20 protein-coding genes are annotated in these 23,071 nt (G+C 71.5%); 12 read left to right on the top strand and 8 right to left on the bottom strand.

All coding sequences use genetic code 11. The annotated features are described in order from the left end of the window. The first annotated feature begins 396 nt into the window (after positions 1–396). From OG430_RS38080 to OG430_RS38065, 4 genes are all read left to right on the top strand, one after another. A complete protein-coding gene (locus tag OG430_RS38080) occupies positions 397–1,287 on the top strand; it encodes a glycosyltransferase family 2 protein (RefSeq protein ID WP_327357212.1) in 891 nt (296 codons plus the stop codon). Between the two features lie 44 nt (positions 1,288–1,331). Continuing rightward, positions 1,332–2,363 (top strand): glycosyltransferase family 2 protein, encoded by a 1,032-nt coding sequence (locus OG430_RS38075; protein ID WP_327359414.1) that lies wholly within the window; start codon positions 1,332–1,334, stop codon positions 2,361–2,363. A 64-nt stretch (positions 2,364–2,427) separates the two neighbouring features. Further along, positions 2,428–3,237, top strand: a complete 810-nt coding sequence (locus tag OG430_RS38070; protein ID WP_327357211.1) for a polysaccharide deacetylase family protein — start codon at positions 2,428–2,430, stop codon at positions 3,235–3,237. Next, complete coding sequence (locus OG430_RS38065) at positions 3,230–7,525, top strand: lipopolysaccharide biosynthesis protein (RefSeq protein ID WP_442816634.1); 4,296 nt, start codon at positions 3,230–3,232, stop codon at positions 7,523–7,525. Before OG430_RS38070 ends, OG430_RS38065 begins: the two co-directional genes overlap by 8 nt. A gap of 25 nt (positions 7,526–7,550) precedes the next feature. Here the strand turns inward: OG430_RS38065 and OG430_RS38060 are convergent, their stop codons facing one another. Next, a complete protein-coding gene (locus OG430_RS38060; protein ID WP_327357210.1) occupies positions 7,551–8,960 on the bottom strand; it encodes a GH39 family glycosyl hydrolase in 1,410 nt (469 codons plus the stop codon). Between the two features lie 233 nt (positions 8,961–9,193). Between OG430_RS38060 and OG430_RS38055 the strand changes: the two genes are divergently transcribed. Then, positions 9,194–10,291, top strand: coding sequence for a DUF5925 domain-containing protein (locus OG430_RS38055; protein ID WP_442816633.1), 1,098 nt, complete (start codon positions 9,194–9,196; stop codon positions 10,289–10,291). 341 nt (positions 10,292–10,632) lie between these two features. Here OG430_RS38055 and OG430_RS38050 read toward each other — a convergent pair whose 3' ends face one another. The 4 genes from OG430_RS38050 to OG430_RS38035 are packed head-to-tail and all read right to left on the bottom strand — an operon-like array spanning position 10,633 to position 14,329. Next, on the bottom strand, positions 10,633–11,832 hold the full coding sequence (locus tag OG430_RS38050) for an ABC transporter permease (protein ID WP_327357208.1): 1,200 nt from the start codon (positions 11,830–11,832) through the stop codon (positions 10,633–10,635). After that, complete coding sequence (locus OG430_RS38045) at positions 11,829–12,674, bottom strand: ABC transporter ATP-binding protein (protein WP_327357207.1); 846 nt, start codon at positions 12,672–12,674, stop codon at positions 11,829–11,831. Before OG430_RS38045 ends, OG430_RS38050 begins: the two co-directional genes overlap by 4 nt. After that, positions 12,671–13,768, bottom strand: a complete 1,098-nt coding sequence (locus OG430_RS38040; RefSeq protein WP_327357206.1) for an efflux RND transporter periplasmic adaptor subunit — start codon at positions 13,766–13,768, stop codon at positions 12,671–12,673. Before OG430_RS38040 ends, OG430_RS38045 begins: the two co-directional genes overlap by 4 nt. A 15-nt stretch (positions 13,769–13,783) precedes the next feature. After that, entirely contained in the window at positions 13,784–14,329 is a 546-nt protein-coding gene (locus tag OG430_RS38035) for a hypothetical protein (RefSeq protein WP_327357205.1), read from the bottom strand. Positions 14,330–14,459: 130 nt separating this feature from the next. On the opposite strand from OG430_RS38035, the gene OG430_RS38030 reads away from it, so the two are divergent. Both OG430_RS38030 and OG430_RS38025 read left to right on the top strand, forming a co-directional pair. Next, the gene (locus tag OG430_RS38030) at positions 14,460–15,134 is read left to right on the top strand and encodes a response regulator transcription factor (protein ID WP_327357204.1); all 675 of its coding nucleotides are present in this window, start codon (positions 14,460–14,462) and stop codon (positions 15,132–15,134) included. Beyond that, complete coding sequence (locus OG430_RS38025; RefSeq protein ID WP_327357203.1) at positions 15,134–16,390, top strand: sensor histidine kinase; 1,257 nt, start codon at positions 15,134–15,136, stop codon at positions 16,388–16,390. The genes OG430_RS38030 and OG430_RS38025 overlap by 1 nt, the downstream gene beginning before the upstream one ends. 3 nt (positions 16,391–16,393) lie before the next feature. Here OG430_RS38025 and OG430_RS38020 read toward each other — a convergent pair whose 3' ends face one another. Then, positions 16,394–16,783 carry a GntR family transcriptional regulator gene (locus OG430_RS38020; protein ID WP_442816632.1) on the bottom strand — a complete coding sequence of 130 codons (390 nt, stop codon included), beginning with the start codon at positions 16,781–16,783 and terminating at the stop codon, positions 16,394–16,396. A gap of 328 nt (positions 16,784–17,111) precedes the next feature. Between OG430_RS38020 and OG430_RS38015 the strand changes: the two genes are divergently transcribed. The 5 genes from OG430_RS38015 (at position 17,112) to OG430_RS37995 (ending at position 21,023) form a co-directional block, all read left to right on the top strand. After that, complete coding sequence (locus OG430_RS38015) at positions 17,112–18,041, top strand: GNAT family N-acetyltransferase (protein ID WP_327357201.1); 930 nt, start codon at positions 17,112–17,114, stop codon at positions 18,039–18,041. Continuing rightward, positions 18,025–18,534: a DUF402 domain-containing protein gene (locus OG430_RS38010; RefSeq protein ID WP_327357200.1), complete on the top strand. Its 510-nt coding sequence runs from the start codon at positions 18,025–18,027 to the stop codon at positions 18,532–18,534. Before OG430_RS38015 ends, OG430_RS38010 begins: the two co-directional genes overlap by 17 nt. Positions 18,535–18,663: 129 nt before the next feature. Further along, positions 18,664–19,656, top strand: coding sequence for a GlxA family transcriptional regulator (locus tag OG430_RS38005; protein ID WP_327357199.1), 993 nt, complete (start codon positions 18,664–18,666; stop codon positions 19,654–19,656). Positions 19,657–19,801: 145 nt separating this feature from the next. Next, positions 19,802–20,440, top strand: a complete 639-nt coding sequence (locus OG430_RS38000) for an isochorismatase family protein (protein WP_327357198.1) — start codon at positions 19,802–19,804, stop codon at positions 20,438–20,440. 445 nt (positions 20,441–20,885) lie between these two features. Beyond that, positions 20,886–21,023 (top strand): hypothetical protein, encoded by a 138-nt coding sequence (locus tag OG430_RS37995; RefSeq protein WP_327357197.1) that lies wholly within the window; start codon positions 20,886–20,888, stop codon positions 21,021–21,023. A gap of 12 nt (positions 21,024–21,035) precedes the next feature. On the opposite strand, the gene OG430_RS37990 is transcribed toward OG430_RS37995, so the two are convergent. Together OG430_RS37990 and OG430_RS37985 are read right to left on the bottom strand one after the other, a co-directional pair. After that, positions 21,036–21,497, bottom strand: a complete 462-nt coding sequence (locus tag OG430_RS37990) for a GNAT family N-acetyltransferase (protein WP_327357196.1) — start codon at positions 21,495–21,497, stop codon at positions 21,036–21,038. Positions 21,498–21,585: 88 nt separating this feature from the next. Beyond that, positions 21,586–23,070 (bottom strand): tripartite tricarboxylate transporter permease, encoded by a 1,485-nt coding sequence (locus tag OG430_RS37985; protein ID WP_327357195.1) that lies wholly within the window; start codon positions 23,068–23,070, stop codon positions 21,586–21,588. Between the last annotated feature and the right edge of the window lies 1 nt (position 23,071).

The raw sequence follows: 23,071 nt of genomic DNA, 5'->3' as shown, positions 1-23,071 counted from the left end.
CCACGGAACAGCGGGTTCCAAACGGTCCCCGCGAAAGTCAGGCCAAAAACAGACTGGGACATTTCAACAACATTGTGAGGCCTGGTTCCAGGTCTTGCCATAGGGTCCCATTCCTCAATATCGTCGTACATCCACCCGCATCGGTCCATCACGCAGTTCGGCTCGGGGGAGGGCTCGGAGCCGCGATGGATACCGGGGCGGGGCGCGGTAGGGGGGTGCCGTGCTCGGTGAAAGCACATTGCCGAAGCGCGCGCCGCGCGGCCAGATATGCCAGCTCACCCGGCATGCACGGAGATCAATTCCGCCATGCCTCAGGTGAAAACCCTCCTTTCGAACCGGAAACTCATCCGGGCCGCCCGGGGGCGGGCGGTCCACCGGACGAGAGGGATCAGACTCATGAGCTCTTTTGTGCGCCCGGCGGTACCGGGCCAAGATCCGTTAATCCTCCAGACCGTCACTTCGGCCAATGGCCACACCGAAGAGACAACAAAGGTCACGGCCCTGATACCGGCCGCGCCGGCCCACTACAGAGCGATCTCCTCTCACTTGGCAATAGCACCGCCGGTGAGCGTGGTGATCCCTGCGATGAATGAGGCGGAGAATCTTCCGTACGTCTTCAAGACCCTGCCCGACTGGATCCACGAAGTGGTTCTTGTCGACGGCAATTCCACCGATGACACGGTCGCGGTCGCCCGTGAACTGCGACCGGACGTCAAGGTCGTCGAGCAGCGCGGCAAGGGCAAGGGGGATGCCCTGATCACCGGCTTCGCCGCCTGCACGGGCGACATCATCGTCATGGTCGACGCGGACGGCTCCGCGGACGGCGACGAGATCGTCAGCTATGTCTCCGCACTCGTCTCGGGCGCCGACTTCGCCAAGGGCTCCCGCTTCGCCAACGGCGGCGGCACGGACGACATGACCCCGATCCGCAAGCTGGGCAACTGGGCGCTGTGCGCGGTCGTGAACGCCAAGTTCGGCGCCCGCTACACCGACCTGTGCTACGGCTACAACGCCTTCTGGCGGCACTGCCTGGACAAGATCGACCTCGACTGCACGGGCTTCGAGGTGGAGACCCTGATGAACATCCGGGTCGTCAAGGCCGGCCTGAAGGTCCAGGAGATTCCCAGCCACGAGTACAACCGCATCCACGGCGCCAGCAATCTGCGGGCGGTCCGGGACGGACTGCGGGTCCTCAGGGTGATCCTCAAGGAGCGCTCCAACCGCCGCGAGCTGCGCAGCCATCCGCACTCTCCGGGTCTCAACGTCAGGCGAGGAGAGGCGTCTTGACCGTACGGGACGCGCAGGCGGGCGCCGCGGGCACGGGCGGCGACCTGGCGGGGGGCATCTCCGTGGTGATCTGCGTGTACACCGAGGACCGCTGGGAGGACATCCTCGCGGCGGTCGCCTCGGTGCGCGCGCAGTCCCGGCCGGCCCTCGAGACGCTGCTGGTCGTCGACCACAACCGGGCGCTGCTCGACCGGCTGACCAAGGAGTACAAGGAACTGCGCACAGAGGTCCGGGTGCTCGCGAACGCGGGCCCCCGCGGCCTGTCCGCGGGCCGCAACACCGGCATCGCCGCGTCGCACGGCGAGGTCATCGCCTTCCTGGACGACGACGCGGTCGCCGAGCGGGACTGGCTGCGCCACTTCGCCGCCGGGTACGCGGACCCGCGGGTCATGGCGGTCGGCGGGCGCACCATGCCGATCTGGGCCTCGGGCCGCCGCCCCGACTGGTTCCCCGAGGAGTTCGACTGGGTCGTCGGCTGTACGTACAAGGGCCTGCCGCAGGGGAAGGTGCGGGTCCGCAACGTCCTGGGCGGCAACGCCTCCTTCCGTCGCGAGGCCTTCGACGCGGCGGGCGGCTTCGCGACGGGCATCGGCCGCGACGGCGACAAGCGCCCGCTCGGCTGCGAGGAGACCGAGCTGTGCATCCGGCTGACCCGGGCCAGGCCGGACGCGATCCTGCTGATCGACGACCGGGCGGTCATCCACCACCGGGTGCCGGGCGTGCGCGAGCACTTCCGCTACTTCCGTACGCGTACGTACGCGGAGGGGTTGTCGAAGGCGCTCGTGGCCAAAAGCGTGGGCGCCGACAAGGGACTCGAGTCCGAGCGCCGCTACACCACCCGGGTGCTGCCCGCAGGGGTGGCCCGGGGGGTGCGGGACGCGCTCCTTCGGCGGCCCGGGGGCGCCGGCCGGGCGGGCGCGATCGTGGCCGGAGTGACGGCCGCGGCGGGCGGGTACGTTCTGGGGAGCCTCCGCGCCCGCCGGGGCGGCACGGTCTTCCGGGTCGCGCCGATCACGCCCCCGGAGCGGGCGAACGGCGCGGGGCCGGCAGGGCCGGTGGAAGGGGCCGTCGCATGAAGTGCCGGACAGCACATGGGTGTTGTGGGGCCGGGCAAGCGTGTTGTGGGGCCGGGGGGCGGCCATGAGCAGCCAGCCCGTGCCCGTCCTGATGTACCACGCCGTCGCGCACACACCGGCGCTCGCGACGCGTGAACTGTCCGTCGCCCCCGAGGCGTTCGCCGACCAGATGGGCGTCCTGGCCGAGCGGGGCTTCACCCCGCTCTCCACGGCGCAGCTCGCGGCCGTCTGGCGGCGCGGCGGCCCGCTGCCGCGCAAGCCGGTCCTGATCACCTTCGACGACGGGTACGAGGGCGTGCACGGCCACGCCCTGCCGGTGCTCGCCAAGCACGGCTTCGCGGCCACGCTGTTCGTCTCCACGGGCTGGATCAGGGGCTCGTACGACACCGGGGGCGCCCTCGACACCATGCTGGACTGGAAGCAGGTCAAGGCCCTGGCCGCGGCCGGCGTCGAGATCGGAGGGCACAGCCACACCCATCCGCAGCTCGACCAACTCGGCGACGACGCCCTGTGGTTCGAGCTCCTGCGCTGCAAGGAGATCGTCGCCGACGAGCTCGGAGCGCGGCCCGAGTCGTTCGCGTACCCCTATGGCTACTCCAGCCGCCGGGTCCGCCGAGCGGTGCACGACGTCGGCTTCGCCCAGGCGCTCGCGGTCGGCAACCACCTGGCGCGGCGACAGCAAGGCCCGTACGCGCTGCGGCGCCTGACCGTGCGCCGGGCCACCACGCCCGACGAATTCACCCGCATCGTGGAGGACACGACGGGCCGCGCCGTCGCCCGCACCTTCGCCAGGGACCGCGCCCTCACCAAGGGGTACGCCGTGGTCCGAAGAGCCCGACAGGCCCGCCGGAAGGCAACCCGTTCCCGTGTCTGACACGACCACCGCCCAGGCGAGAAGCACCGTGGACCAGGCGACCGAAGAGCAGGAGAAGCAGCAGCCGTCCGGCCTCAGGCGCCGGCTGCCGGGAAACGGCAACGGCGGCAGTCCGCTGTTCCGCAACGCCTATGCGCTGATGCTGAACACGGGCATCTCCGGCGTGCTCGGCCTGGGCTTCTGGCTGGCCGCCGCGCACTACTACTCGGCCGACGCGGTCGGGCAGGGCTCGGCGGCCATCGCCGCGATGAAGCTGCTCGCGGGGCTTGCCGCGCTGACCCTGATGGGGGCGCTCGCACGGTTCATCCCCATCGCCGGGGCGAGCACCGGACGGTTCATCTTCCGTACGTACGCGGGTAGTTCGCTGGCGGTCGCGCTGGCCGCCGCGGTGTTCCTGTTCACGCTCGACCTGTGGGGAGGCTCGTACAGCTTCCTGCACGGGACGCTCAACGGCATCGGCTTCCTTCTCGCCGTGGTCGCCTGGTCGCTGCTCACGCTGCAGGACGGGGTGCTGACGGGGCTGCGCAACGCCCTGTGGGTGCCGGTCGGGAACACCGTCTTCTCGATCGTCAAGCTGGTGCTCCTGGTCGCCTTCGCCGCCGCCATCCCGACCGCCGGGGTCTTCGTCTCCTGGGTCGCGGCGATCGCCGTGTCCGTGGTGCCGCTCGGCTGGCTGGTGTTCCGGCGCCTGGTGCCCCGGCACGTGGCGGCGACCGCGGACCGGGCGGCGCCGCCCACGCTGCGCGAGCTGGGCCGCTTCCTGGCCGGTGACTACACGGGGTCGCTGTTCTCGCTCGCCGTGGTCTATCTGGTGCCGGTGCTCATCGCCTCACAGGTGAGCTCGGCCGACAACGCGTACTTCTACATCGCGACGACCATAGGCGGCACCGTCAATCTGCTCGCCATCAACATGGGCGCCTCACTGACCGTGGAGGGCGCGCACGACCCGGCGCAGCTCGCCGCGAACTGCCGGGCCGCGCTGCGCCGGATGGCCCGGCTCATGGTGCCCATCTGCACCCTGATGTTCCTGGGGGCGCCGCTGATCCTGCGGGTGTTCGGGAGCGACTACGCGGACGCGGCCACTCCGCTGCTGCGCTGGTTCGCGGTCGGCGCGTTGCTGCGCGTCGTCATAGAGACGTACTTCGCGGTGCTGCGCGCCCAGAGCCGTACCGCCCCGCTCGCCTATCTGCAGGGCGTGCTGTGCGCCTTGGTGATCGGCCTGACCCTGGTGCTGCTCCCCCGGATGGGGCTGACCGGCGCCGGTGTCGCCGAGATCGCCTCGCTCGCGGTGGTCGCCTCGGTCGCCGGGTTCCAGATGTGGCGCCTCGTGCGCACCGCGCCGCCGGCCGAGAGGCGCCGTCCGGCCGTCGCCCCGGACGGCGACCTGGCCGACCTCGGCACCGAGGAGCCGGACGAGGCCGCCGCACGGCCCGCCAAGGACCCTGGCCAGCGGCCGACTTGGGCGCTGCGGGCCGCGCTCGACTCGGACACCATGCAGCTCGGCATCCCGCTGGACTTCGACCACATGGAGCGCAGGCCGGACGTACGCCCCGGACCGGGCACACCGGCGGCCGGGACGCCGACCTTGAATCTGCAGCCCGACGACCGGGGCGGGCGTCGGGAGCGAGAAGACCACCGCGAACGAAGCGATCACCGCGCGCGAGGCGACCACCAGGCGCAAGAGCACCGGCGCGAGCGAGGCGACCACCGACAGCAGGGGAACCCCGGCGACCGACACGACCACCGGCAGCAAGCAGACCACCACGAGCCGGACGATCACCGGCAGCAGACAGACCGCCGCGAGCCAGACGATCGCGGCCCTTCCGACCGGAAGCCGCCCCGCGAGGTCCCGCACCAACCGCCGCGTGAGGGGGACGAGATGGACCACCGCCCGACCTGGGCCCTGAAGGTTCCGCCCGCCCCGCCCGGCAGGCAGCCCGCGTCGACGCCCGTGCCCGGCCCGTCCCAGGAGGCGAGCCAGGAGCCCGAACCGGCGCCGAGAGACGCCGAAGCGGCGGGAGCGTCCGAGGCGGCACACGAGAGCTCGGCAGCCGCGGGGGCGCACGAAAGCTCCGCCCTCGCCGCGCACGGAGGCTCCGCCGTGGCGGCGCACGAAAGCTCGGCCCTCGCCGCCCGCGAGAGCTCCGCCCTCGCCGGACCGGGCGGCCCGCAGGCCCGCGGTACGGCGGGCGCACCGCCTCCCCCACAGCACGCGCCATGGCCCGCCGCCCCTCCCCCCGGCCCGTCCGATCCGTCGCCCGACCCGGACGAGGGCACCCCCGTGAAGCCCGCGTACGGCGTGATCGCCCTGCTCATCACGGCGCTCACGCTGTTCTGGGTGCCCGTGCTCAAACTGCGCGAGGCCGACCTGGACGAGATGGGCGGGCTCGGCCTCATCTCCGTACTGCCACCCGTGACGCTGATCGGCGCCGCGCTCCTGGTCGTCACCTTCGCCTCGCTGCTCTGGCACGACCGCCCGCACCGGCTGCTGCTCGCGGCGGCGCTGATCGCGACGCTGTTCTCGCTGCACGCGCTGCCCGCGGTGATCGAGGCAGAGCCGCGGTTCGCGACGGCCTGGCAGCACCTCGGGTTCATGGAGTACATCGACCGCACCGGCTCGTCCGTGCCCGAACTGGACGCGCGCTGGAGCTGGCCCGGCTTCTTCGCGGTGGCCACCTTCGCCGCCGAGGCCTGCGGCGTCACCGACCTCACCGGCCTGATCCGCTGGTGGCCGCTGGCCATGCAACTGCTCTATCTGGCACCGATGTTCCTGCTCGTACGGTCCATGCGGGCGAGCTGGCGGGCCAAGTGGGCCGGGGTCTGGATCTTCGTCCTGAGCGGTTGGGTGGGCCAGGACTACTTCTCGCCGCAGGGCTTCACGTACCTCCTCTACATCGCCTTCGTGGCGATCCTCCTGGTGTGGTTCCGGGCGCCCCGCATGCTGGCGGCCAGGCGCAGGCCCGGCGAGGCCGAAGTCCTGCCGTCCACGCGCGGCCAGCGGGCGACCCTGCTGCTGATACTGGTCGCCCTGTTCGCGGCGACGGTCCCGGCCCACCAGCTCACGCCCTTCGTGATGCTCGGGGTCCTTTCCGTCCTCGTCCTCATGGGCCGCTCCGAGCTGCGCGGCCTGCCGATCCTGTTCACGGTCCTGGTGACCGTGTGGGTCGGATTCCTCGCCGAGCCCTACTGGAAGGGCCACTTCGAGGACCTGTTCGGCGGGGTCGGCGGGGTCGGCGGCAATGTCACCTCGTCGGTCGGCGGCCGCATCGAGGGCGGCAGCTCCACGCATCAACTCGTGCTGTACGTACGGGTGTTGCTCGCCGGTGCGGTCATGGCCCTGGCCTGCTGGGGCTGGTGGCGGCGACGCAACCACAAGTACGCCGAACGCTCCCTGCTCGTGCTCACCTTCGTGCCGTTCCTCGGCTTCGGAATGCAGTCGTACGGCGGCGAGATGGCCCTGCGGGTCTTCATGTTCGCCCTGCCGGGCGCGGCACTCCTGGCCGGCCTCGCCCTCTTCCCGCGCACCGGCCGCACGGCCCAGGAGCGCGACAAGGACAAGGTCAGCCTGGCCCCGCTGGCGGCGCTGCTCGCGGGCCTGCTCCTGGTCGGCGGGTTCCTCGTGGCGCGCTGGGGCAATGAGCCCTTCGAGCGGATCAGACCGGGCGAGGTCGCCGCGATGGAGTACGTCTACGACCACGACGAGCCGACCGTACGGCTGCTGTGGATGAGCAACGACACGGTCGACAACGTCACGCCCGCGCTGCCCTGGGGCAAGCAGGACATGGAGAAGGTCGAGTACATGCCGACGCTCGCGCCGGCCGATCCGGTCCTGGTCGGCAGCCTGGTCAAGGCCCTCAAGAAGGCCGGTCCGCAGTCGTACCTGATCATCAACAAGAGCCAGTCGGTGTATCTGACGATGGACGCCGGCTACCCGAAGAACTGGGACACCCGGCTGATCCGCAACCTCGACAACAGGCCCGAGCTGAAGAAGGTCTACGCGAACTCCGACGCCACGCTCTACGCCCTCACCAAGCGTCCGGACGGGCCGGTGGCCAAGGCCCATCCGGGCCCGATCGGGCCGCTCGTCACGTGGACGCCGTGGTCGGTGGTGGGCGCGCTCGCGGCCCTCGCACTGATCGCGCTCCTCGCGGCGCGTGAGGTGGTGCGGGTGGCGGTGCGGCCCAGCGTGCGGCAGTTGCAGTGGCTGCAGAGCACGTACTGGTTCTCGCTGCCGCTGCTCGCGGTACTGCTCGCCTCGCTGGTGCAGCGCTTCATGACGATGGCTTAGCGGCTTCGCTCTCAGGTGAAGTGGCTCAGCGCTCGAGCCACTTCACCCCGTATCCCGGCATCGTGAAGCGCTTCCCGTCGATCTTCGCGTCGATCTCCCGGTCCAGGGTGTTCACCACGAGGACCGCCTTGTCGTCCGCCAGGACCCGTACGTTCGGCACGTCGTCGGCGGCAATGGCGACCTTCTCGTACTCCGTGCCAGGACCGAACTCCTTGCCGAAGCGCGCGACCAGGCCCAGCATGGGCAACTCGCTGCCGCCGTCCGCCAGTTCGGTCGAGCGCCAGAGGCAGCCCGCGCACTTGGTGCCCTTCTTCTGCGGGTTCCAGTAGAAGCCCGTCGTGGCCCCGCCCTTGGCCATCGCCATCATCCCGGAGGCCTGCACGGCCAGCCGGTGCGGCTCGGTCCAGCCGTCGCGGTCGTCGTCGTCATCACCGGGCTCGACGTAGTACTCGGCCCACCACAGGGGCAGGCCCCCGCTCTTCTCGCGCACCCACTTGCCGACCGCGGTCAGCTTGTCGGTGGCCTTGAACTCGTCGGGGACCAGCTCGTCGTCGACCGTGTAGCTGGACCCGTCGACGACCACGAAATCCGCGCCCGCCTTCTTCTCGTTCCAGTACTCGAAGGCATCGAGAACCCGCTGGTCGGCGCTCCCCCACGGACCCTTGAGCTCGTTCGAAGCGCCCTCGTCCTGACGGGGGTTGAGGCTGTCCATGACCAGGTACGGGCCGCCCACCTGGATGTCCTCGTCGACCTTCTTGAGCTCCTTGTAGACCAGGTTGTAGAGCTCGGTGTACCCCTCGTAGTCCCAGCGGCCCTCGGCGGAGTTCCAGAATCCCTTGAACTCGTTCCACACGACGAAGTGACGTACGTCCGGATAGCGCTTGGCGACGACGGCCGCCAGCTTCGCGAAGTCCTTGTAGTGGGCGCGGACCGGGGCGACCTCGATCTGGTCCCACCGGATCTTGTCCTTGCCCGCCTCGCCGCCCTTCATCCAGTCCGGGGCGCAGCACAGCGTCACCACGGGGGTGCCGCCGGACGCGCGGATGAAGTCGATGCGCCGGTCCATCGCCTCGAAGTCGTACGCGCCCGGGGAGGGTTCGGGGTTGTCCGAGCCCCAGCCCATGAGGTGCTGGAGCTGCGGCATCGGCGTCGCGGAGAGCAGCTTCCCGGCTCGCTCGATCGCGGGCTGCTCACCCTCGTCCGCGCTGTTCTTCGTGTGGGTGAAGCCCCAGCCGAGCTCCGGGTCCGGCTTCCCGGCCGGCACCGACGGGGTGCCGTGCGGCTTGGCGCCGTCCGGGGTCGTGCCTTCCGTGGAACCCTTGCCGTCAGGAAGCGTGCTCAAGGTCAGCACCAGGGCCAGAGCGGCCACACCCACACCAAGGAGGGCGGTGAGCCGCCACCGCCTTGCCCCCGAATTCCACCCATGACGTCCCATCAAGGGCAAGGGTATCCAGGCGGGTTGACGGAACGACATACTCCGTTGCCACAGCTCCGTAACGGACATCCTGCTCACGGCCCCCGGCCCGGACCCGCCCGGGAGCCGCCGGGAAGTCCTCGGCAAGGCGTTCGGAAGCCATCCGGGGCCTCGGCCGCGACCCGGCCACCCCGGTCGGCGCATACTGCGGAAATGCGGTGCAAGAAGGTCCTTCGTGCCGGATCATGGACGGCATGCCAGCTGACCCCCAGGCCGCTCTGCCGATCCGGCTCAACGTCGACGACGGCGACTCCCCGTCGGACGTCGTCGACGCGCTCTTCCTCGGCCGCTTCGCGACGGGCGAGCAGCCGTTCGCGCACAGCTCCTCGATCGACCGCGTGAAGTCCGGCGCGACCCTGCTGCCGCCGGGCGCCTCGATTCTGCGCGCGGCCAAGGACGACGACCGCAGCGCGACCCTCGCCGAGGGCGACGGCTGGACCCTGCTGATCTCCCGCTGGAACCGCGGCGCGGACGTCACGGTCACCGCGGTCACCGCCGAGCTCGCCGAGAAGGTGGTCAAGCAGTCCACGGACGGCGCGACGGACGAGCCCGAACCGCAGCCGGACAACGTGACGATGGGCTTCTGGTACGTCTCCCCGAGGCGCGGCCCGCACCGCACCACCCGCCAGATCAGCGCCGGTACTTGGGAAGAGGTCCGCGCGAACTACACGGAGCCGGTGGCCGACGCGCTCGACTCCCTGATGAAGACGACCCCCGAGGACATCGCGGGCCGCCTCCTTCTCCTGCACGGCCCGCCCGGGACGGGAAAGACGTCGGCGCTGCGCACGCTGGCCCGTTCCTGGCGGGACTGGTGCCAGGTCGACTGCGTCCTCGACCCCGAGCGGCTCTTTACGGATGTCGGCTATCTGATGGACATCGCGATCGGCGAGGACGACGGCTCGGCGAAGGGCCGCTGGCGCCTGCTCCTCCTGGAGGACTGCGACGAACTGATCCGCGGCGAGGCCAAGCACACGGCGGGCCAGGCCCTCTCGCGCCTCCTGAACCTGACGGACGGCCTCCTCGGCCAGGGCCGGAACGTCCTGGTGGGCGTGACGACGAACGAGGACCTGGAGCGCCTGCACCCCGCAGTCGTCCGCCCCGGCCGCTGCCTGGCCCGGATCGAGGTCGGCTCCCTGACCAGGAGCGAGGCGACGAGCTGGCTGGGCAGCGAGGAGGGAGTCGGCCGCGACGGCGCGACCCTGGCGGAGCTGTTCGCGCTGCGGCGGGGGACGAGCCCGACTTCTGTCCCGGACCAGCGGGGTGGGGGGTCCGACGCGGGGCTGTACCTCTAGGGGGGCGGCGGGAGGCTCCGGGGGGGGCGGCGGTCGGGGGCGGGGCGGCAGGGGCGGGGGCGGGGCGGGGAGGCAGCCAGGGGCGGGGCGGCGACGGCCGGGGGCGAGGGCGGCGGCCGGAGCGAGAGCGGGGCGGCCGGGGCGAGAGCGGCCGGGCGGGGCGAGAGCGGCCGGGCGGGGCGAGAGCGGCCGGGCGGGGCGAGGGCGGCGACCGGCCGGGGCCCGGCAGCCGGCAAGCACCGGTAAGTGGGGGAAAACGGGCGCGAAATTCCGGCAAAACGGGCGGATTTCTGCCCCCTTTCCCCCACTTGACCCTCGACTCGACGGGGCGCCGCGTCGGGCTAGGCCGCCTGTAGCGCCAGCGTCGGGGAGAGGCGGGCGGCCCTGGCCGCCGGGTAGAGGCCCGCGATCGTGCCGATCGCCAGCGTCGCGCCGAAGCCGCCGCCGACCGCCCAGGGCGGGACCACCCACGGCATGCCGCCCGAGGACGCGTAGACGGCGGTCGCTGCCGCGCCCAGGGCGACGCCGGCCAGCCCGCCGAGTCCCGAGAGCAGCAGCGACTCGGCCACGAACTGGACCCGGATCTGGCCCTTCGTCGCCCCGAGCGAGCGGCGCAGCCCGATCTCATGACGGCGCTCCAGGACCGAGATGATCATGGTGTTGGCGACGCCCACGCCGCCGACGAGCAGCGCGATCCCGCCGAGTCCGAGCAGCAGCGTGCTGAACGCGCCCTCCGTCGCCGCCTTCGCCTGCAGCGCGGCGGACGGATCGGTGACCGCCACGCCCTGCGGGTTCTGGGGGTTGACGGTCGACGCGAGCAGCTCACGTACGTCGTCGACCGTGCCGTCGGCGGAACGCTCGTAGACCGAGGTCGGGTGTCCGTCGAAGCCGAGGTACTCCTCCGCGGCGTCCCAGCCGACCAGCGCCGAGCGCTCGATCTCGGGAGCGAGCGGCAGCGGGTCGAGGATGCCGGTGACCGTGAAGTGGCGCCCACCGATGAACACTTGCTGCCCCGGCTCGGTGATACCCAGGCGTTGCGCCGTGATGTGGCCGAGGACGACGGCCGGGTAGCGCCCGGTGGCATCGTTCAGCCAGGAGCCGCTGCGCATCGTGCCGCGCAGCGTTTCGAGGAGCTTGCCCCGGGCCGCCTTGACGGCGATTCCGTTGGTCTCGCCCTCGTCGACCTTCTCGCTGCGCCGCGCCGAGTGCTCCACGTCGCCGGTGGCGCCGACCTGCTCGACGCCCTTGACCCGGCCGACCATGCCGGGCGCGGCCTTCGGCAGCTTGGTGTCCTGCCCGGAGAACATTTCCTCGCCGGGCGTGACGACCAGCATGTTCGTGCCCAACGCGTCGAGTTTGCGCAGGAGTTGGGCCTGGCTGGAGGCGGAGATGCCGACCACCGCGATCATCGTGGCGATCCCGATGGCAATCCCCAGGGAGGAGAGCACCACGCGCATGGGGCGCGAGCGCAGTCCGGCGACGCCGACGTGCAGCACGTCGCGGGGGCCGAGGCGGGCCGGGGAGAGCTTCCGCCGCTTCATGACGCCACCCACCTTGTGCCGTCGGGCGTTTGTACGTTGCCCACGTGGCCTGCGTTCCCCGCGTGGCCTGCGTTCCCCGCGTGGCCTGCGTTGCCCTCGTCGGCCACGACCCGCCCGTCCCTGATCCGCACCTGGCGCGGCAGCCGGGCCGCGATCTCCGTGTCATGGGTGATCACGGCGATGGTCGCCCCGTCCCGGTTGAGGTCGTGCAGGAGCTCCATCACCGCCTCCCCCGACGCCGAGTCGAGGGCCCCGGTCGGCTCGTCGGCGAGCAGCAGGTCCGGCTCGCCGACCACCGCACGGGCGATCGCGACCCGTTGCTTCTGCCCGCCGGACAGCTCGTGCGGGCGGTGCTTCATGCGGTCCCCGAGGCCGACCCGGTCGAGCGCCTCGGCCGCGCGCCTGCGCCGTTCGGTCCGGGACAGGCCGGAGTAGAGCAGGCCCTCCGCCACGTTGTCCTGCGCGCTGATGCCGGAGACCAGGTGGAAGGACTGGAAGACGAAGCCGATGTGCTGGGAGCGGAGCGCGGACAGCGCCCGGTCGGAGAGGCGGGAGATGTCGTGCCCCGCGATGGCGACCGACCCGGCGGTCGGCCGGTCCAGGGTGCCGACGATGTGCAGCAGCGTCGACTTCCCGGAGCCCGACGGGCCGACGATGCCGAGGAGTTCGCCCTCCGCGACGGTGAGGTCGACGCCGCGCAGGGCCGCGACCCCACCCGCGTACTCCTTGGTGACGCCGTGGAGTTCGACGACGGTGCGGACGGGCGGGGGCACTGCGGCCGTACGGACGGGCGGGGGCGCGGCGGCCGGTTCAGTGGCCGGCTCCGGCTCAAGGGTGCTCATACCTTCGGCACCCCGACCTTCATGCCTTCGGCCAACCCGCCGCCGCTGACCTCGACCCGGCCCTCGCCGAACATGCCGAGCTCGACCTTCACCTCGCGCACCTTGCGACCGGAGCCGCCGGCGCCCTCGACGACCTGGACGCCGAAGCCGCCGCCGGGCAGCGCGAGCAGGGCGTTGACCGGCACGGACAGGACGTCCTTCCGGGTCTCGCCGATGAGCTCGACGGTCACCGGGGACTGGTCGGGGCCCTTGGCCTCGGCGGGGTCGTCGAAGGCGACCGTGACCTTGATCTTGGGCGTCTGGTCCTGACCACCGCCGCCCTGCTCGCCCTGGTCCCCCTTCGCGGTCCTGCCGACCGAGGAGACCTTGCCCTTCGCGGTGCCGCCGCCGGGCAGTTGGACGGTGACCTTCGTCCCCTTCTTGGCGATGCCCGCCTCGCTGACGTCCAGCTTGAAGGTGACCACGCGCTCGGACCCGGTGACGGTGAGGACGGGCTTGCCCGGGGCGAGTTCGTCGCCCGTCGCGGCCGTCGTCTCCTGCACCCGCAGCGGGCCGGGGGCGAAGGCGATGTCCTCCTTGCCGACCCGCCCGGTCCGCTCGGCCTCGTGGTCCTTCTGCCACCGTTTCACCGCGGCGGCCGTGCCCGACGTGAACTCGTCGTCCATGGCGAGACCCGCGCCGTACCCGAGGGCCCGCAGGTTCTGCTTCAACTGCCGTACGTCGTCGCCCTCGTCGCCGAGTTTCATCGTGCGGTAGACCGGCGAGGTGCCGTACAGCAGGCGGACCGCCTTGCCGTTGACCTCGTAGAGGCGCTCGCCCCGCTCAAGGGTGTCCCCCTCCCCCGCGATCTTGGTGAGGGTGCCGGGCGTCCCCGCGTTGATCTTGCGTTCCCTGGCGTGGCCCAGCGTGCCGTCGGCCTGGACGGAGTTGCTCAGGTCGCCCTCGACGACCGGGACGGTGTCCGGCGGGAGGCCCTCGTTCTGCTGCCGGTCGCCCTTGCCGTCGGCCGCCGACTGCGCGGTCACCGCGAAGCCGCCGCCCGCCACGGCCACGACGAGGGCCGTCGAGGCGAGGATCCACTTCTTGCGTGCCATCTGCGGACCGCCGCCTCAGCCGTTGGTCTGCGAGCAGAGCTTGTTGGCCTTCTCGAACTTCTTCTCCTGGCCCTTGGGTATCTTCATCGCCTCGCCCATGGCGGTGCCGCCGTCGAGCTTCGGGTCCTTCATGTCGATGCCGTTCTTGCGCATGCACTGCGCGAACTTGATCATCTTGTCCTTGTCGGCCTGCGTCAGGGAGCCGCCGCCCTTGCGGCCGGTGCCGCTGCCCCCGCACTTCTTCAGGGCCTCCTGGAACTTCTTCGGGTCGGTGCCCTCGCCGAGAGTGAGGCCGCGCGGATCCTGGCCCGGCTCGGGGTCGGGCATGTCGATGCCCTGCTTGCGCAGGCACTGGCGGAACTTGAGGGCGTCGTCGGCGCTCTTGCCGTTGTCGCCGGCCGCGTTGTTCTGACCGCCGCTGCCGCCCGCCCCGTCCTCGCTGTTGTCGTCGGACGCCTGGGAGCAGGCGGTCGCGAGCAGCATCAGACCGGTGCAGCCGGTCATGACGGCCAGCTGCAGGGGGCGCTTCAGCATCAATGACATAGGGGGTATTGAGGACATCACGGACTCCTTGCCGAGATCGGTACCGGCGGTGCCGGCCGGGGGGCGAGCGTGGCAAGGGAGGCGGTTTCGTCGCTCTAACAGCTTCCGCTTACAACGACGAAATGTGGGGCTCGGGTAAACAGGGCGGATGCGAGTTCTGGTGGTGGAGGACGAGGCGTTCCTCGCCGAGATGATTGCCGACGGGCTGCGCCGCGACGCCCTCGCCGTGGATGTGGCGGCCGACGGCCTGGAGGCGCTGCGCAAGCTGCAGCTCGGCGAGTACGACGTGCTCGTCCTCGACCGCGATCTGCCCGGTCTGCACGGCGACGAGGTGTGCCGGCAGGTCGTGCGCCGGCGGCTGCTCACCCGGGTCCTGATGCTCACCGCGTCCGGCACGGTCCGCGACCGCGTGGACGGCCTCGGGCTCGGCGCCGACGACTACCTCACCAAGCCCTTCGCGTACGACGAGCTCCTCGCCCGGGTCCTCGCCCTCGGGCGGCGCGTACGCCCGGCGCTGCCCCCGCTGCTCGAACGCGGCGGCATCGTCCTGGACACCGCACGCCGGCAGGCCGCGCGCGACGGCCGCCGACTCGCCCTGTCCCGCAAGGAGTTCGCCGTCCTGGAGACGCTGATGCGCGCGGACGGCGCCGTCGTCGGGCACGACGATCTGATCGAGCAGGTCTGGGAGGAGGACACCAGTTACCGCACCAACGCGGTCCGGGTCACCCTCAGCAAGCTCCGTACGAAACTGGGCGAGCCGCAGGTGGTGCGGACGGTTCCGGGCGAGGGCTATCGCATGGCCGATGTCGGCGTGGACCGCTGATGGCCTGCGCTCACCTGCCGACCCCCGTTCCGGCCCGTCGCGGACTGCTGCGGCGGGCCCTGCTGCCGGGCAGCGAGCGGGTGCGGCTGACGTTGGTGTACGGGGCGCTGCTGCTGCTCTGCGGGGGCGGGCTCGTCGCGCTGGTCTATGGCCTCGTACGGGAGAGTCTGTACGAGAGGATCAGTGGAGCGGTCGCCCGTTGGGCCCCGGCGCAGCGTCTCGAAGATCTCCCCGAGGGAGCCCCGACCCCGTCGCCGAGCCCCGCGGAGACGGTGTCGCCGCCCCCGTGGCTCGACTGCGCGAAGCGCTCGGACTGCAGGGTCACCCGCAGCAGCCTCTCGGACGCCGTGGAACAGGCCACCCTGAACCGGCTGCTCACGGTGTCCTTGCTGGCGCTCGCCCTGTTCGCGGTGGTGTCGCTCGTGCTCGCCTGGTGGCTGGCCGGGCGGGTGCTGCGTCCGGTCGGCGTGATCGCCGAGACGGCCCGCCGGCTGTCCGGAGAGAACCTGCACCGGCGCATCGCCCTGGCCGGGCCGCCGGGCGAACTGAAGCGCCTGGCCGACACCTTCGACGAGATGCTGGACCGGATCGAGCAACTGGTCTGCGCCCAGCAGCGGTTCGCCGCGAACGCCGCGCACGAGCTGCGCACTCCGCTGGCCGTGCAGCGGGCGGCGGCGGAGATCGGCCTCGCGGACCCGGACCCGGCGAAGGTGGCCCGCATCAGGGGCAAGCTGCTGGAGGTGGCCGACGACAGCGAGCGCCTGATCGAGGGGCTGTTGCTGCTCTCGGCCGCGGACCAGGGTGTGGAGAAGGCCGAGCCGGTCGACCTGGGGCGGACGGTCGAGGAGGCGGTGGCGGGGCTCGCGGCGCAGGCCCGGCGGCACGAGGTGACGGTGTCGGTGGACGCCGCGCCCGTGCCGGTGACCGGCGATCCGGTGCTTCTGCACCACCTGGTGGAAAACCTTGTGGCCAACGCCGTACGCCACAACGTGCCGGGGCCGGGCGGCACGGTCACGGTGACCACGGACGCCACCGGCCTGACCGTCTGCAACACCGGCCCACCCGTCCCGCCGGACGTCGTCCCCCAGCTCTTCGAGCCGTTCCGCCGCCTGAAGGAACGCGAACACCGGCCGGGCTCGGGGGCAGGCCTGGGCCTGTCCATCGTGGCGTCGATCGCGCGGGCCCACGACTGGACGGTCACAGCGGAGGCGAACGAGGGCGAAGGCGGAGGCCTGACGGTCCGGGTGGAGTTCTAGCTTCTAGGAGTACGCCGCCCGCACCGCGTCCTCGACCGCCGCGAGCGCCGCGGCCCGGTCCAGGCCCAACCGCCTGGCCTGCTCCGCGTATTCGGCGGCCGCGGTGGCGGCCTTGCGCTCGGCCGCGTCACCGGCGGCGGCGATGAACGTGCCGTTCCGGCCCCGCGTCTCGATCACCCCGTCCGCTTCCAGGGCGCGGTACGCCTTCGCCACGGTATTGGCGGCAAGCCCCAACTCCTCGGCAAGCCCCCGCACGGTCGGCAGCTTGTACCCCACGGGCAGCTTCCCGCCCCGGGCCTGCTCGGAAATCTGAACGCGCACCTGCTCGAAGGGCGCGACGGCGGCATCGTGGTGGATGCGGAGCTTCAAGGTCACGGATCCGACCCTATCCATCCTGTCCGCTCCCTCCATCCCGTCCGCTTCCCTCCATCCCGTCCGCTTCCCTTCAGCCCGTCCGCTTCCCTTCAGCCCGTCCGCTTCCCTTCAGCCCGTCCGCTTCCCTTCAGCCCGTCCGCTTCCCTTCAGCCCGTCCGCTTCCCTTCAGCCCGTCCGCTTCCCTTCAGCCCGTCCGCTTCCCTTCAGCCCGTCCGCTTCCCTTCAGCCCGTCCGGCGTTTGAGGACACCGCCCGCAGGGCGGAAGGCGTCGCAGACCTACGGGAAGGGGCGGGGCGGGGAGAAAACAAGAAGACGCCCCACCCCACCCCCACGTACCGTCCCCGACATGACTGTGCTCGTCCGCGACCTCGACCCCCACGACCCCCGCGACACCGAACACTTCGCCCAAGTCCGAAGGGCCGCCGTCCCCTTCATGCTCTGCACCGCAGAATCCGTCGCCTTCGACACGGCACACGCCCACCCCGAGGCCCAGTACCGCCCCCTGGTCGCCGAGACGCCGGCCGGCGAGATCATCGGCACCGCCCAGACGGGTCTCGTCCACGACAGCCCGCTGCCGGGCCAGGGCTCGCTCAACGTCTACGTACATCCGGAGCATCGCGGCCTCGGCGCCGGCTCGGAGATCGTCAGGTTCGCCGAGCAGCGCCTCGCGAAGGCCGGGGCGACGGCCGTCTACTCCTGGGTCCTCGACGAGCCCGCGTACCGCGCCTTCGCCGAGCGGCGCGGCTACCGGGCCAGCAGGCCCGCGCACTTCCTCCGCCTGGACCTGGCGAACGGCACCCTGCCCCCACTGGCAGAGCTTCCGCCGGGCGTCGAGCTGCGCCCGGCCGCGGACTTCGCGGACGACCCGCGCACGCTGTTCGCGCTGGACGCGGAGACCGTGGCGGACGAACCGAGCGACGTACCGACCGAGTTCACGGACTACGAGCACTGGCTGTCCGAGACCTGGCGGCACCCGCTGACCAGCCATGATCTGACCATGGTCGCCCTGGTGGACGGCGTACCCGCGGCCTTCACCCTGGCCCGCACGGACGGCGGCAGCCGCTACGCGTCCGGCATGACCGGCACTGCCCGCGCCTTCCGCGGCCGGGGCCTCGCCAAGCTCGCCAAGAACGCCTCGCTGCACCGCGCCCGCGCCACCGGGCACACGGAGGCGTTCACCGGGAACGACGCGGCCAACGAACCGATGCTGGCGATCAACAATTGGTTCGGCTACAAGATCAGCGCAACGGAGGTAAGGCATGTCCACGAGCTCTGAGGTCGTCTTCACGCAGGGCACGACGATCGACGTCGTCCTCGTCAAGGCGGGCCGTACGAAGATCCGTTACCCGGCGACGGTCGTACGCGACGACGGCACCCGCACCACCGTCCGCGCGCCCTGGGCCGCCGCGCACACGCGTGACTTCGGCTTCGTCCGCTTCGAGCCGGGCGACGTCTTCACCGAGCACTTCTGGCGCGACCGCTACTACGCGGTGAAGGAGGTCCGCGCGTCCGACGGCTCCCTCAAGGGCTGGTACTGCGACGTGACCAGGCCGGCCGGCACCGCGGACGGCGAGCTGGTCGTCGAGGACCTGGACCTCGACCTGTGGGTCTCGGCGGACGGCGCGCAGATCCTGCGCCTCGACGAGGACGAGTTCGCGGACAGCGGCCTGGCCGAGCGCGACCCGGAGGCCGCGGCCGAGGCGGTGCGCGCCCTGGACGAGCTCGAGCTCCTTGCCAAGCTGGGCAAGTTCGTCGCCCTGCTCGACTGACGGCACGCGACCTTCTCGACCGACGGCACCCGGCACCGGACACCTGCACCACAGGGCCCGCCGCCCTATGTCCGTAAGTGACAGGGAATCGTCATTGCGGCCATGGCGGACCCCGGCGACGATGGATCCATGCCCAGCACCCACCGCGTCGTGATCGCGGTCTTCCCCGATGTCGACCTCCTCGACGTCACCGGCCCGGCCGAGGTCTTCGCCCTGGCCAACCGGGAGACCGCGGGCCGCGCCGGCTACCAGGTCCGCCTCGCCGGACCGGTCGCCGGCGAGGTGCGGACGTCGGCGGGGGTGCGGCTGCTGACCGATCTGTCCTTCGACGAGGTCGGCGGCGACGTGGACACCATGCTGGTGCCCGGCGCCGTCGACATGACCGAGGCCGGCCCGGTCGCCCGCATCGACGACGATGTCGTGGCGTGGGTGAAGGCGGCCGCCCCACGGGCCCGGCGGGTGGCGTCGGTGTGCGTGGGCGCACACCTGCTCGCGGCGGCCGGGCTCCTGGACGGCAAGACGGCGACCACCCACTGGTCGACCGCCGCCCAGCTGGCCGCCGAGCACCCGGCCGTCACGGTCGACCCGGACCCGATCTTCGTACGCACCGACCGGGGCCGGCTGTGGACCGGGGCCGGGATCAGCGCGTGCCTCGATCTGGCCCTGGCACTGGTGGCCGAGGACCAGGGCGAGGAGGTAGCCCTGGCCGTGGCCCGGCAGCTGGTGATGTACCTCAAACGGCAGGGCGGCCAGAGCCAGTTCTCGGTGCCGCTCAGCAGTCCGGCCTCCGAGCGCCGCGACATCGACGAACTGCGGCTGTTCATCGCCGATCACCTCACCGAGGACCTGTCGGCGGAGGCGCTGGCGGCCCGGATGTGTCTGAGCGAGCGCCACTTCGCCCGCGTCTTCAAACAGGAGACGGGCGCCGGCCCCGGCGCGTACGTGGAGGCCGCCCGGGTCGAAGTGGCCCGGCGTCTCCTGGAGACGACCGACAGCCCGCTCGACCAGGTCGCGGCCACGGCGGGGCTCGGCTCGGTGGAAACCCTGCACCGCGCGTTCAAGCGACAGCTCGCCACGACGCCCGCGGCCTACCGGCGCCGCTTCCGCACCCGGACCGCCTGACCTTCACCGCGCACCACTCACCGCGCACCACTCAGCGCTCAGCGCTCACCACTCGACCACTCACCACGCGGGCAAGCCCGACGGCTTCGCCATGCCCGATTCCATCAACTCCTTTACGCCCCAACCTCCTTGTGAAAGGCACACCATGAGCACCATTCAGTCCTCCCAGCCCCAGCCCTCCAAGACCCTGCGCGAAGTCAGCGGTCTGGACAGCACCCCGGCCCGGCTCAGCGAGTCGATCCTGATCATGATCGACTTCCAGAACACCTACCGCAGCGGCGTCATGGCCCTGGACGGCGCCGAGGAGGCCGTCGCGGCGGGCGCCCGCCTGCTGGCCCGGGCCCGCGCCGCCGGCACCCCGGTCGTCCACATCGTCAACGACGCCGGCGAGGGCACCCCGTACGACATCCGCACCCCCCTCGGCGCCATCAGCGACGAGGTCGCCCCGGTGGACGGCGAGGCGGTCGTGGTGAAGCAGTTCCCCAACGCCTTCCACCTCACCGACCTGGAGAAGACCCTGACCGACCTGGGCGCCGCGGCGGGCAGCGGCAAGGACCTGGTCCTGGCCGGCTTCATCACGCACATCTGCGTCAGCCACACCGCTCAGGGCGCCTTCCACCTCGGCTACCGCCCCACGGTCGTCGCCGAGGCCACCGCCACCCGCGCCCTGGCCGCCCCGGACGGCACGGTCCTGCCCTCCGCCACCCTCCAGACCGCGGCCCTGACCACGATCACCGACGTCTTCGGCATGGTCGTCCCCACGGTGGACGCCCTGCCCGCCTGACCCCTGTCACTCCTGTCACCCCCGCGCGGCCGGGCCCTGCCCGGCCGCGCGGCGCCATGCCCTGAATGGGCCCTCCCCGAGTCATCATCCGAAGATCGTGACATGCGTCACTGACAGTGCCCGGATCTCGCTCCGTTCCAGGCCCGCTCAAGGTTCGCTCGAGCCGCGCGGCCCGTGACCCATCCCACGTGTGACGTGCGAGTGTGCGAAACCCCCTGGCGCCGACCAGGCCCGATGAGTACCGTCACGGCAACCTCGTGGACAGTCGCACGGCCCACCGGGCTCAAACGCGGCCACGCCCACGGCGAACAACGATCGGTGCGCGCATACGTCGGGCACCGATGAGGAATATCCCGTCCAAGGGTCTGCATTGAGGAAGCCGAGCAACGCGAGCGCCGAACCACTGCATCCCAACGGACAGGCAAGGGCAGCGAAGGAGGCCGTCATGCGTCGCGTGACCGTGCAGAAGCCCGTCAGGAAGTCGAGCACGACCCAGCGCCTGCGCGAGGAGCGCGAGTCCGCTCCCCGCGAGCGCCCCGAGGTGCGCCGGGACATAGCCAAGACCTGGTGGCCGGACGGCTGAGCGCGCGCCGCGTCAGGGTCGGGCCAGCCGCTTCCGGTAGTGGATGCGGTCGTACGGCCCGTCGACGCGGCGCTCCACGACCTCGTAGCCGAACCGCGGATAGATCTGCTGGTTCTCCCACATCTTGGCGTTCGTGAGGAGCCGTACCTCGGGCAGCCCGAGTGCGCGCGCGTGCGCCTCGACGAATTCAAGGAGCACGCGGCCCACCCCGCGCCCGTGGGCGTCGGGGTGGACCGCGATGGACTCCAGGTACAGATGGTCCTCGTGCGGGACGAGGACGAGCAGCCCGATCACCGGATCCCCGGTGACGTACACCCGCCCCGCCGCCACGTCCGCCGCGTGATCGGCGTCCATCGGCACGGGCCGCAGCCCGATCCGCTCGATGTAGTGCGCGTACGCCGCGTCGGTCACTGCCTGCACGGCGGGTACGTCGGCGGCCTCGGCAAGCCTGATGTCATGGGTGTCCTCGGTCATGTGAGCACGTTAGCGACGCTGCGGGGCCGGGCACTTGGGCCGCGATGGCACAGTGCGCCGGCCCCTTCCGCCGCTGCGGCACAGTGACTCAGCCGCGCCGCCGCACCAGCTTCTTCAGCAGCGGCCAGGCGAGGAGCAGCGCGATCACGGCGTAAACGGTCACCGAGAAGGGCGTGTTGACCAGGCCCGAGACACTGCCGTCGCTGATCTGCAGGGCGCGGCGCAGCTGCTGCTCGGCGGCCGGGCCGAGGATCACGCCGATGACCGCGGGCAGGACGGGCAGTCCGTACCGTCGCATCCCGAACCCCAGCAGGCCGATGACCAGCAGGATCACCAGGTCGAGGGCCTCGCCCCCGACGGCGTACGCGCCCACGGCGGCGAAGAACATGATGCCCGCGTACAGATAGGGCCGCGGGATCTTGAGGAGCTTCGCCCAGACCGGTGCGAGCGGCAGGTTCAGCGCGAGGAGCAGCACCATCCCGACGAACAGCGAGGCGATCAGGCCCCACACCAACTCCGGCTCGCGGTCGAAGAGGAGCGGCCCGGGCTGGATGCCGTACTGCTGGAAGGCGGCGAGCATCACGGCCGCGACGGCGGTGGTGGGCAGGCCGAGTGTCAGCATCGACACGAGAGTTCCGGCGGCGGAAGCGGAGGCCGCGGACTCGGGTCCGGCGACGCCCTCGATGGCGCCCTTGCCGAACTCGTCCTTGTGCTTGGACAGGCGCTTCTCGGTGACGTACGACAGGAAGGTCGGGATCTCCGCGCCACCGGCCGGAATCGCCCCGAACGGGAACCCGATGAGCGGCCCGCGCAGCCACGACTTCCAGGTGCGCCTGACGTCCGCCCTGCCGAGCCAGGGCCGGCCGACCGGGATCGCGTCGCCGGACGTGCGCCGCAGATGGGCGGCCACCCACAGGGCCTCGCCGATCGCGAAGAGCCCGACCGCGACGATCACCACGTCGATGCCGTCGGCGAGTTGGAGCGAGCCGAAGGTGAGGCGCTGCTGGCCGGTCATCTGGTCGAGGCCGACCAGACCGATCGTCAGGCCGATCAACAGGGATGCCAGGCCGCGGATGCGGGACGAGCCGAGCACCGACGTCACCGCGATGAACGCGAGGACCATGATGGCGAAGTAGTCCGGCGCACCGATGTCCACCGCCAGGTCGGCGATGGTCGGCGCCAGGACGACGAGCAGGATCGTGCCGATCATGCCGCCCGCGAAGTGCCCGATGGCGGCGGCCGCGAGGGCCTGCGCGCCACGGCCCGACTTGGCCATCGGGTGGCCTTCCATCGCGGCGACGACGGCCGCGCTCTCCCCCGGGGTGTTGAGGAGGATGGAGGTCGTGGAGCCGCCGAACATGGCGCCGTAGTAGATGCCGGCGAACATGATGAACGCGCCGGTCGGTTCGAGTCCGTACGTCACCGGGAGCAGCAGCGCCACGGCCATCGCGGGGCCGATGCCGGGCAGTACGCCGATGGCCGTGCCGAGCAGGACGCCTATCGCGGCCCACAGGAGGTTGATGGGGGTGAGGGCGGTGCCGAAGCCGTCCATCAGGGAGTTGAGGGCGTTCATG

This window comes from Streptomyces sp. NBC_01304, from assembly GCF_035975855.1.
GTDB lineage: Bacteria > Actinomycetota > Actinomycetes > Streptomycetales > Streptomycetaceae > Streptomyces.
Note: the sequence above shows the minus strand (reverse complement) of the source record. Positions and strands in the feature narration are given on the sequence as shown.

Bases quoted from the DNA above. Each gene is read 5' to 3' on its own strand.
- OG430_RS37990 (WP_327357196.1), bottom strand. From the start codon at position 21,497: ATGACCGAGGACACCCATGACATCAGGCTTGCCGAGGCCGCCGACGTA.
- OG430_RS38050 (WP_327357208.1), bottom strand. From the start codon at position 11,832: ATGAAGCGGCGGAAGCTCTCCCCGGCCCGCCTCGGCCCCCGCGACGTG.
- OG430_RS38010 (WP_327357200.1), top strand. From the start codon at position 18,025: ATGTCCACGAGCTCTGAGGTCGTCTTCACGCAGGGCACGACGATCGAC.
- OG430_RS37995 (WP_327357197.1), top strand. From the start codon at position 20,886: ATGCGTCGCGTGACCGTGCAGAAGCCCGTCAGGAAGTCGAGCACGACC.
- OG430_RS38045 (WP_327357207.1), bottom strand. From the start codon at position 12,674: ATGAGCACCCTTGAGCCGGAGCCGGCCACTGAACCGGCCGCCGCGCCC.
- OG430_RS38025 (WP_327357203.1), top strand. From the start codon at position 15,134: ATGGCCTGCGCTCACCTGCCGACCCCCGTTCCGGCCCGTCGCGGACTG.
- OG430_RS38020 (WP_442816632.1), bottom strand. From the start codon at position 16,783: ATGGATAGGGTCGGATCCGTGACCTTGAAGCTCCGCATCCACCACGAT.
- OG430_RS38000 (WP_327357198.1), top strand. From the start codon at position 19,802: ATGAGCACCATTCAGTCCTCCCAGCCCCAGCCCTCCAAGACCCTGCGC.
- OG430_RS38070 (WP_327357211.1), top strand. From the start codon at position 2,428: ATGAGCAGCCAGCCCGTGCCCGTCCTGATGTACCACGCCGTCGCGCAC.
- OG430_RS38080 (WP_327357212.1), top strand. From the start codon at position 397: ATGAGCTCTTTTGTGCGCCCGGCGGTACCGGGCCAAGATCCGTTAATC.
- OG430_RS38055 (WP_442816633.1), top strand. From the start codon at position 9,194: ATGCCAGCTGACCCCCAGGCCGCTCTGCCGATCCGGCTCAACGTCGAC.
- OG430_RS38040 (WP_327357206.1), bottom strand. From the start codon at position 13,768: ATGGCACGCAAGAAGTGGATCCTCGCCTCGACGGCCCTCGTCGTGGCC.
- OG430_RS37985 (WP_327357195.1), bottom strand. From the start codon at position 23,070: ATGAACGCCCTCAACTCCCTGATGGACGGCTTCGGCACCGCCCTCACC.
- OG430_RS38035 (WP_327357205.1), bottom strand. From the start codon at position 14,329: ATGTCCTCAATACCCCCTATGTCATTGATGCTGAAGCGCCCCCTGCAG.
- OG430_RS38005 (WP_327357199.1), top strand. From the start codon at position 18,664: ATGCCCAGCACCCACCGCGTCGTGATCGCGGTCTTCCCCGATGTCGAC.
- OG430_RS38015 (WP_327357201.1), top strand. From the start codon at position 17,112: ATGACTGTGCTCGTCCGCGACCTCGACCCCCACGACCCCCGCGACACC.
- OG430_RS38060 (WP_327357210.1), bottom strand. From the start codon at position 8,960: ATGGGACGTCATGGGTGGAATTCGGGGGCAAGGCGGTGGCGGCTCACC.
- OG430_RS38030 (WP_327357204.1), top strand. From the start codon at position 14,460: ATGCGAGTTCTGGTGGTGGAGGACGAGGCGTTCCTCGCCGAGATGATT.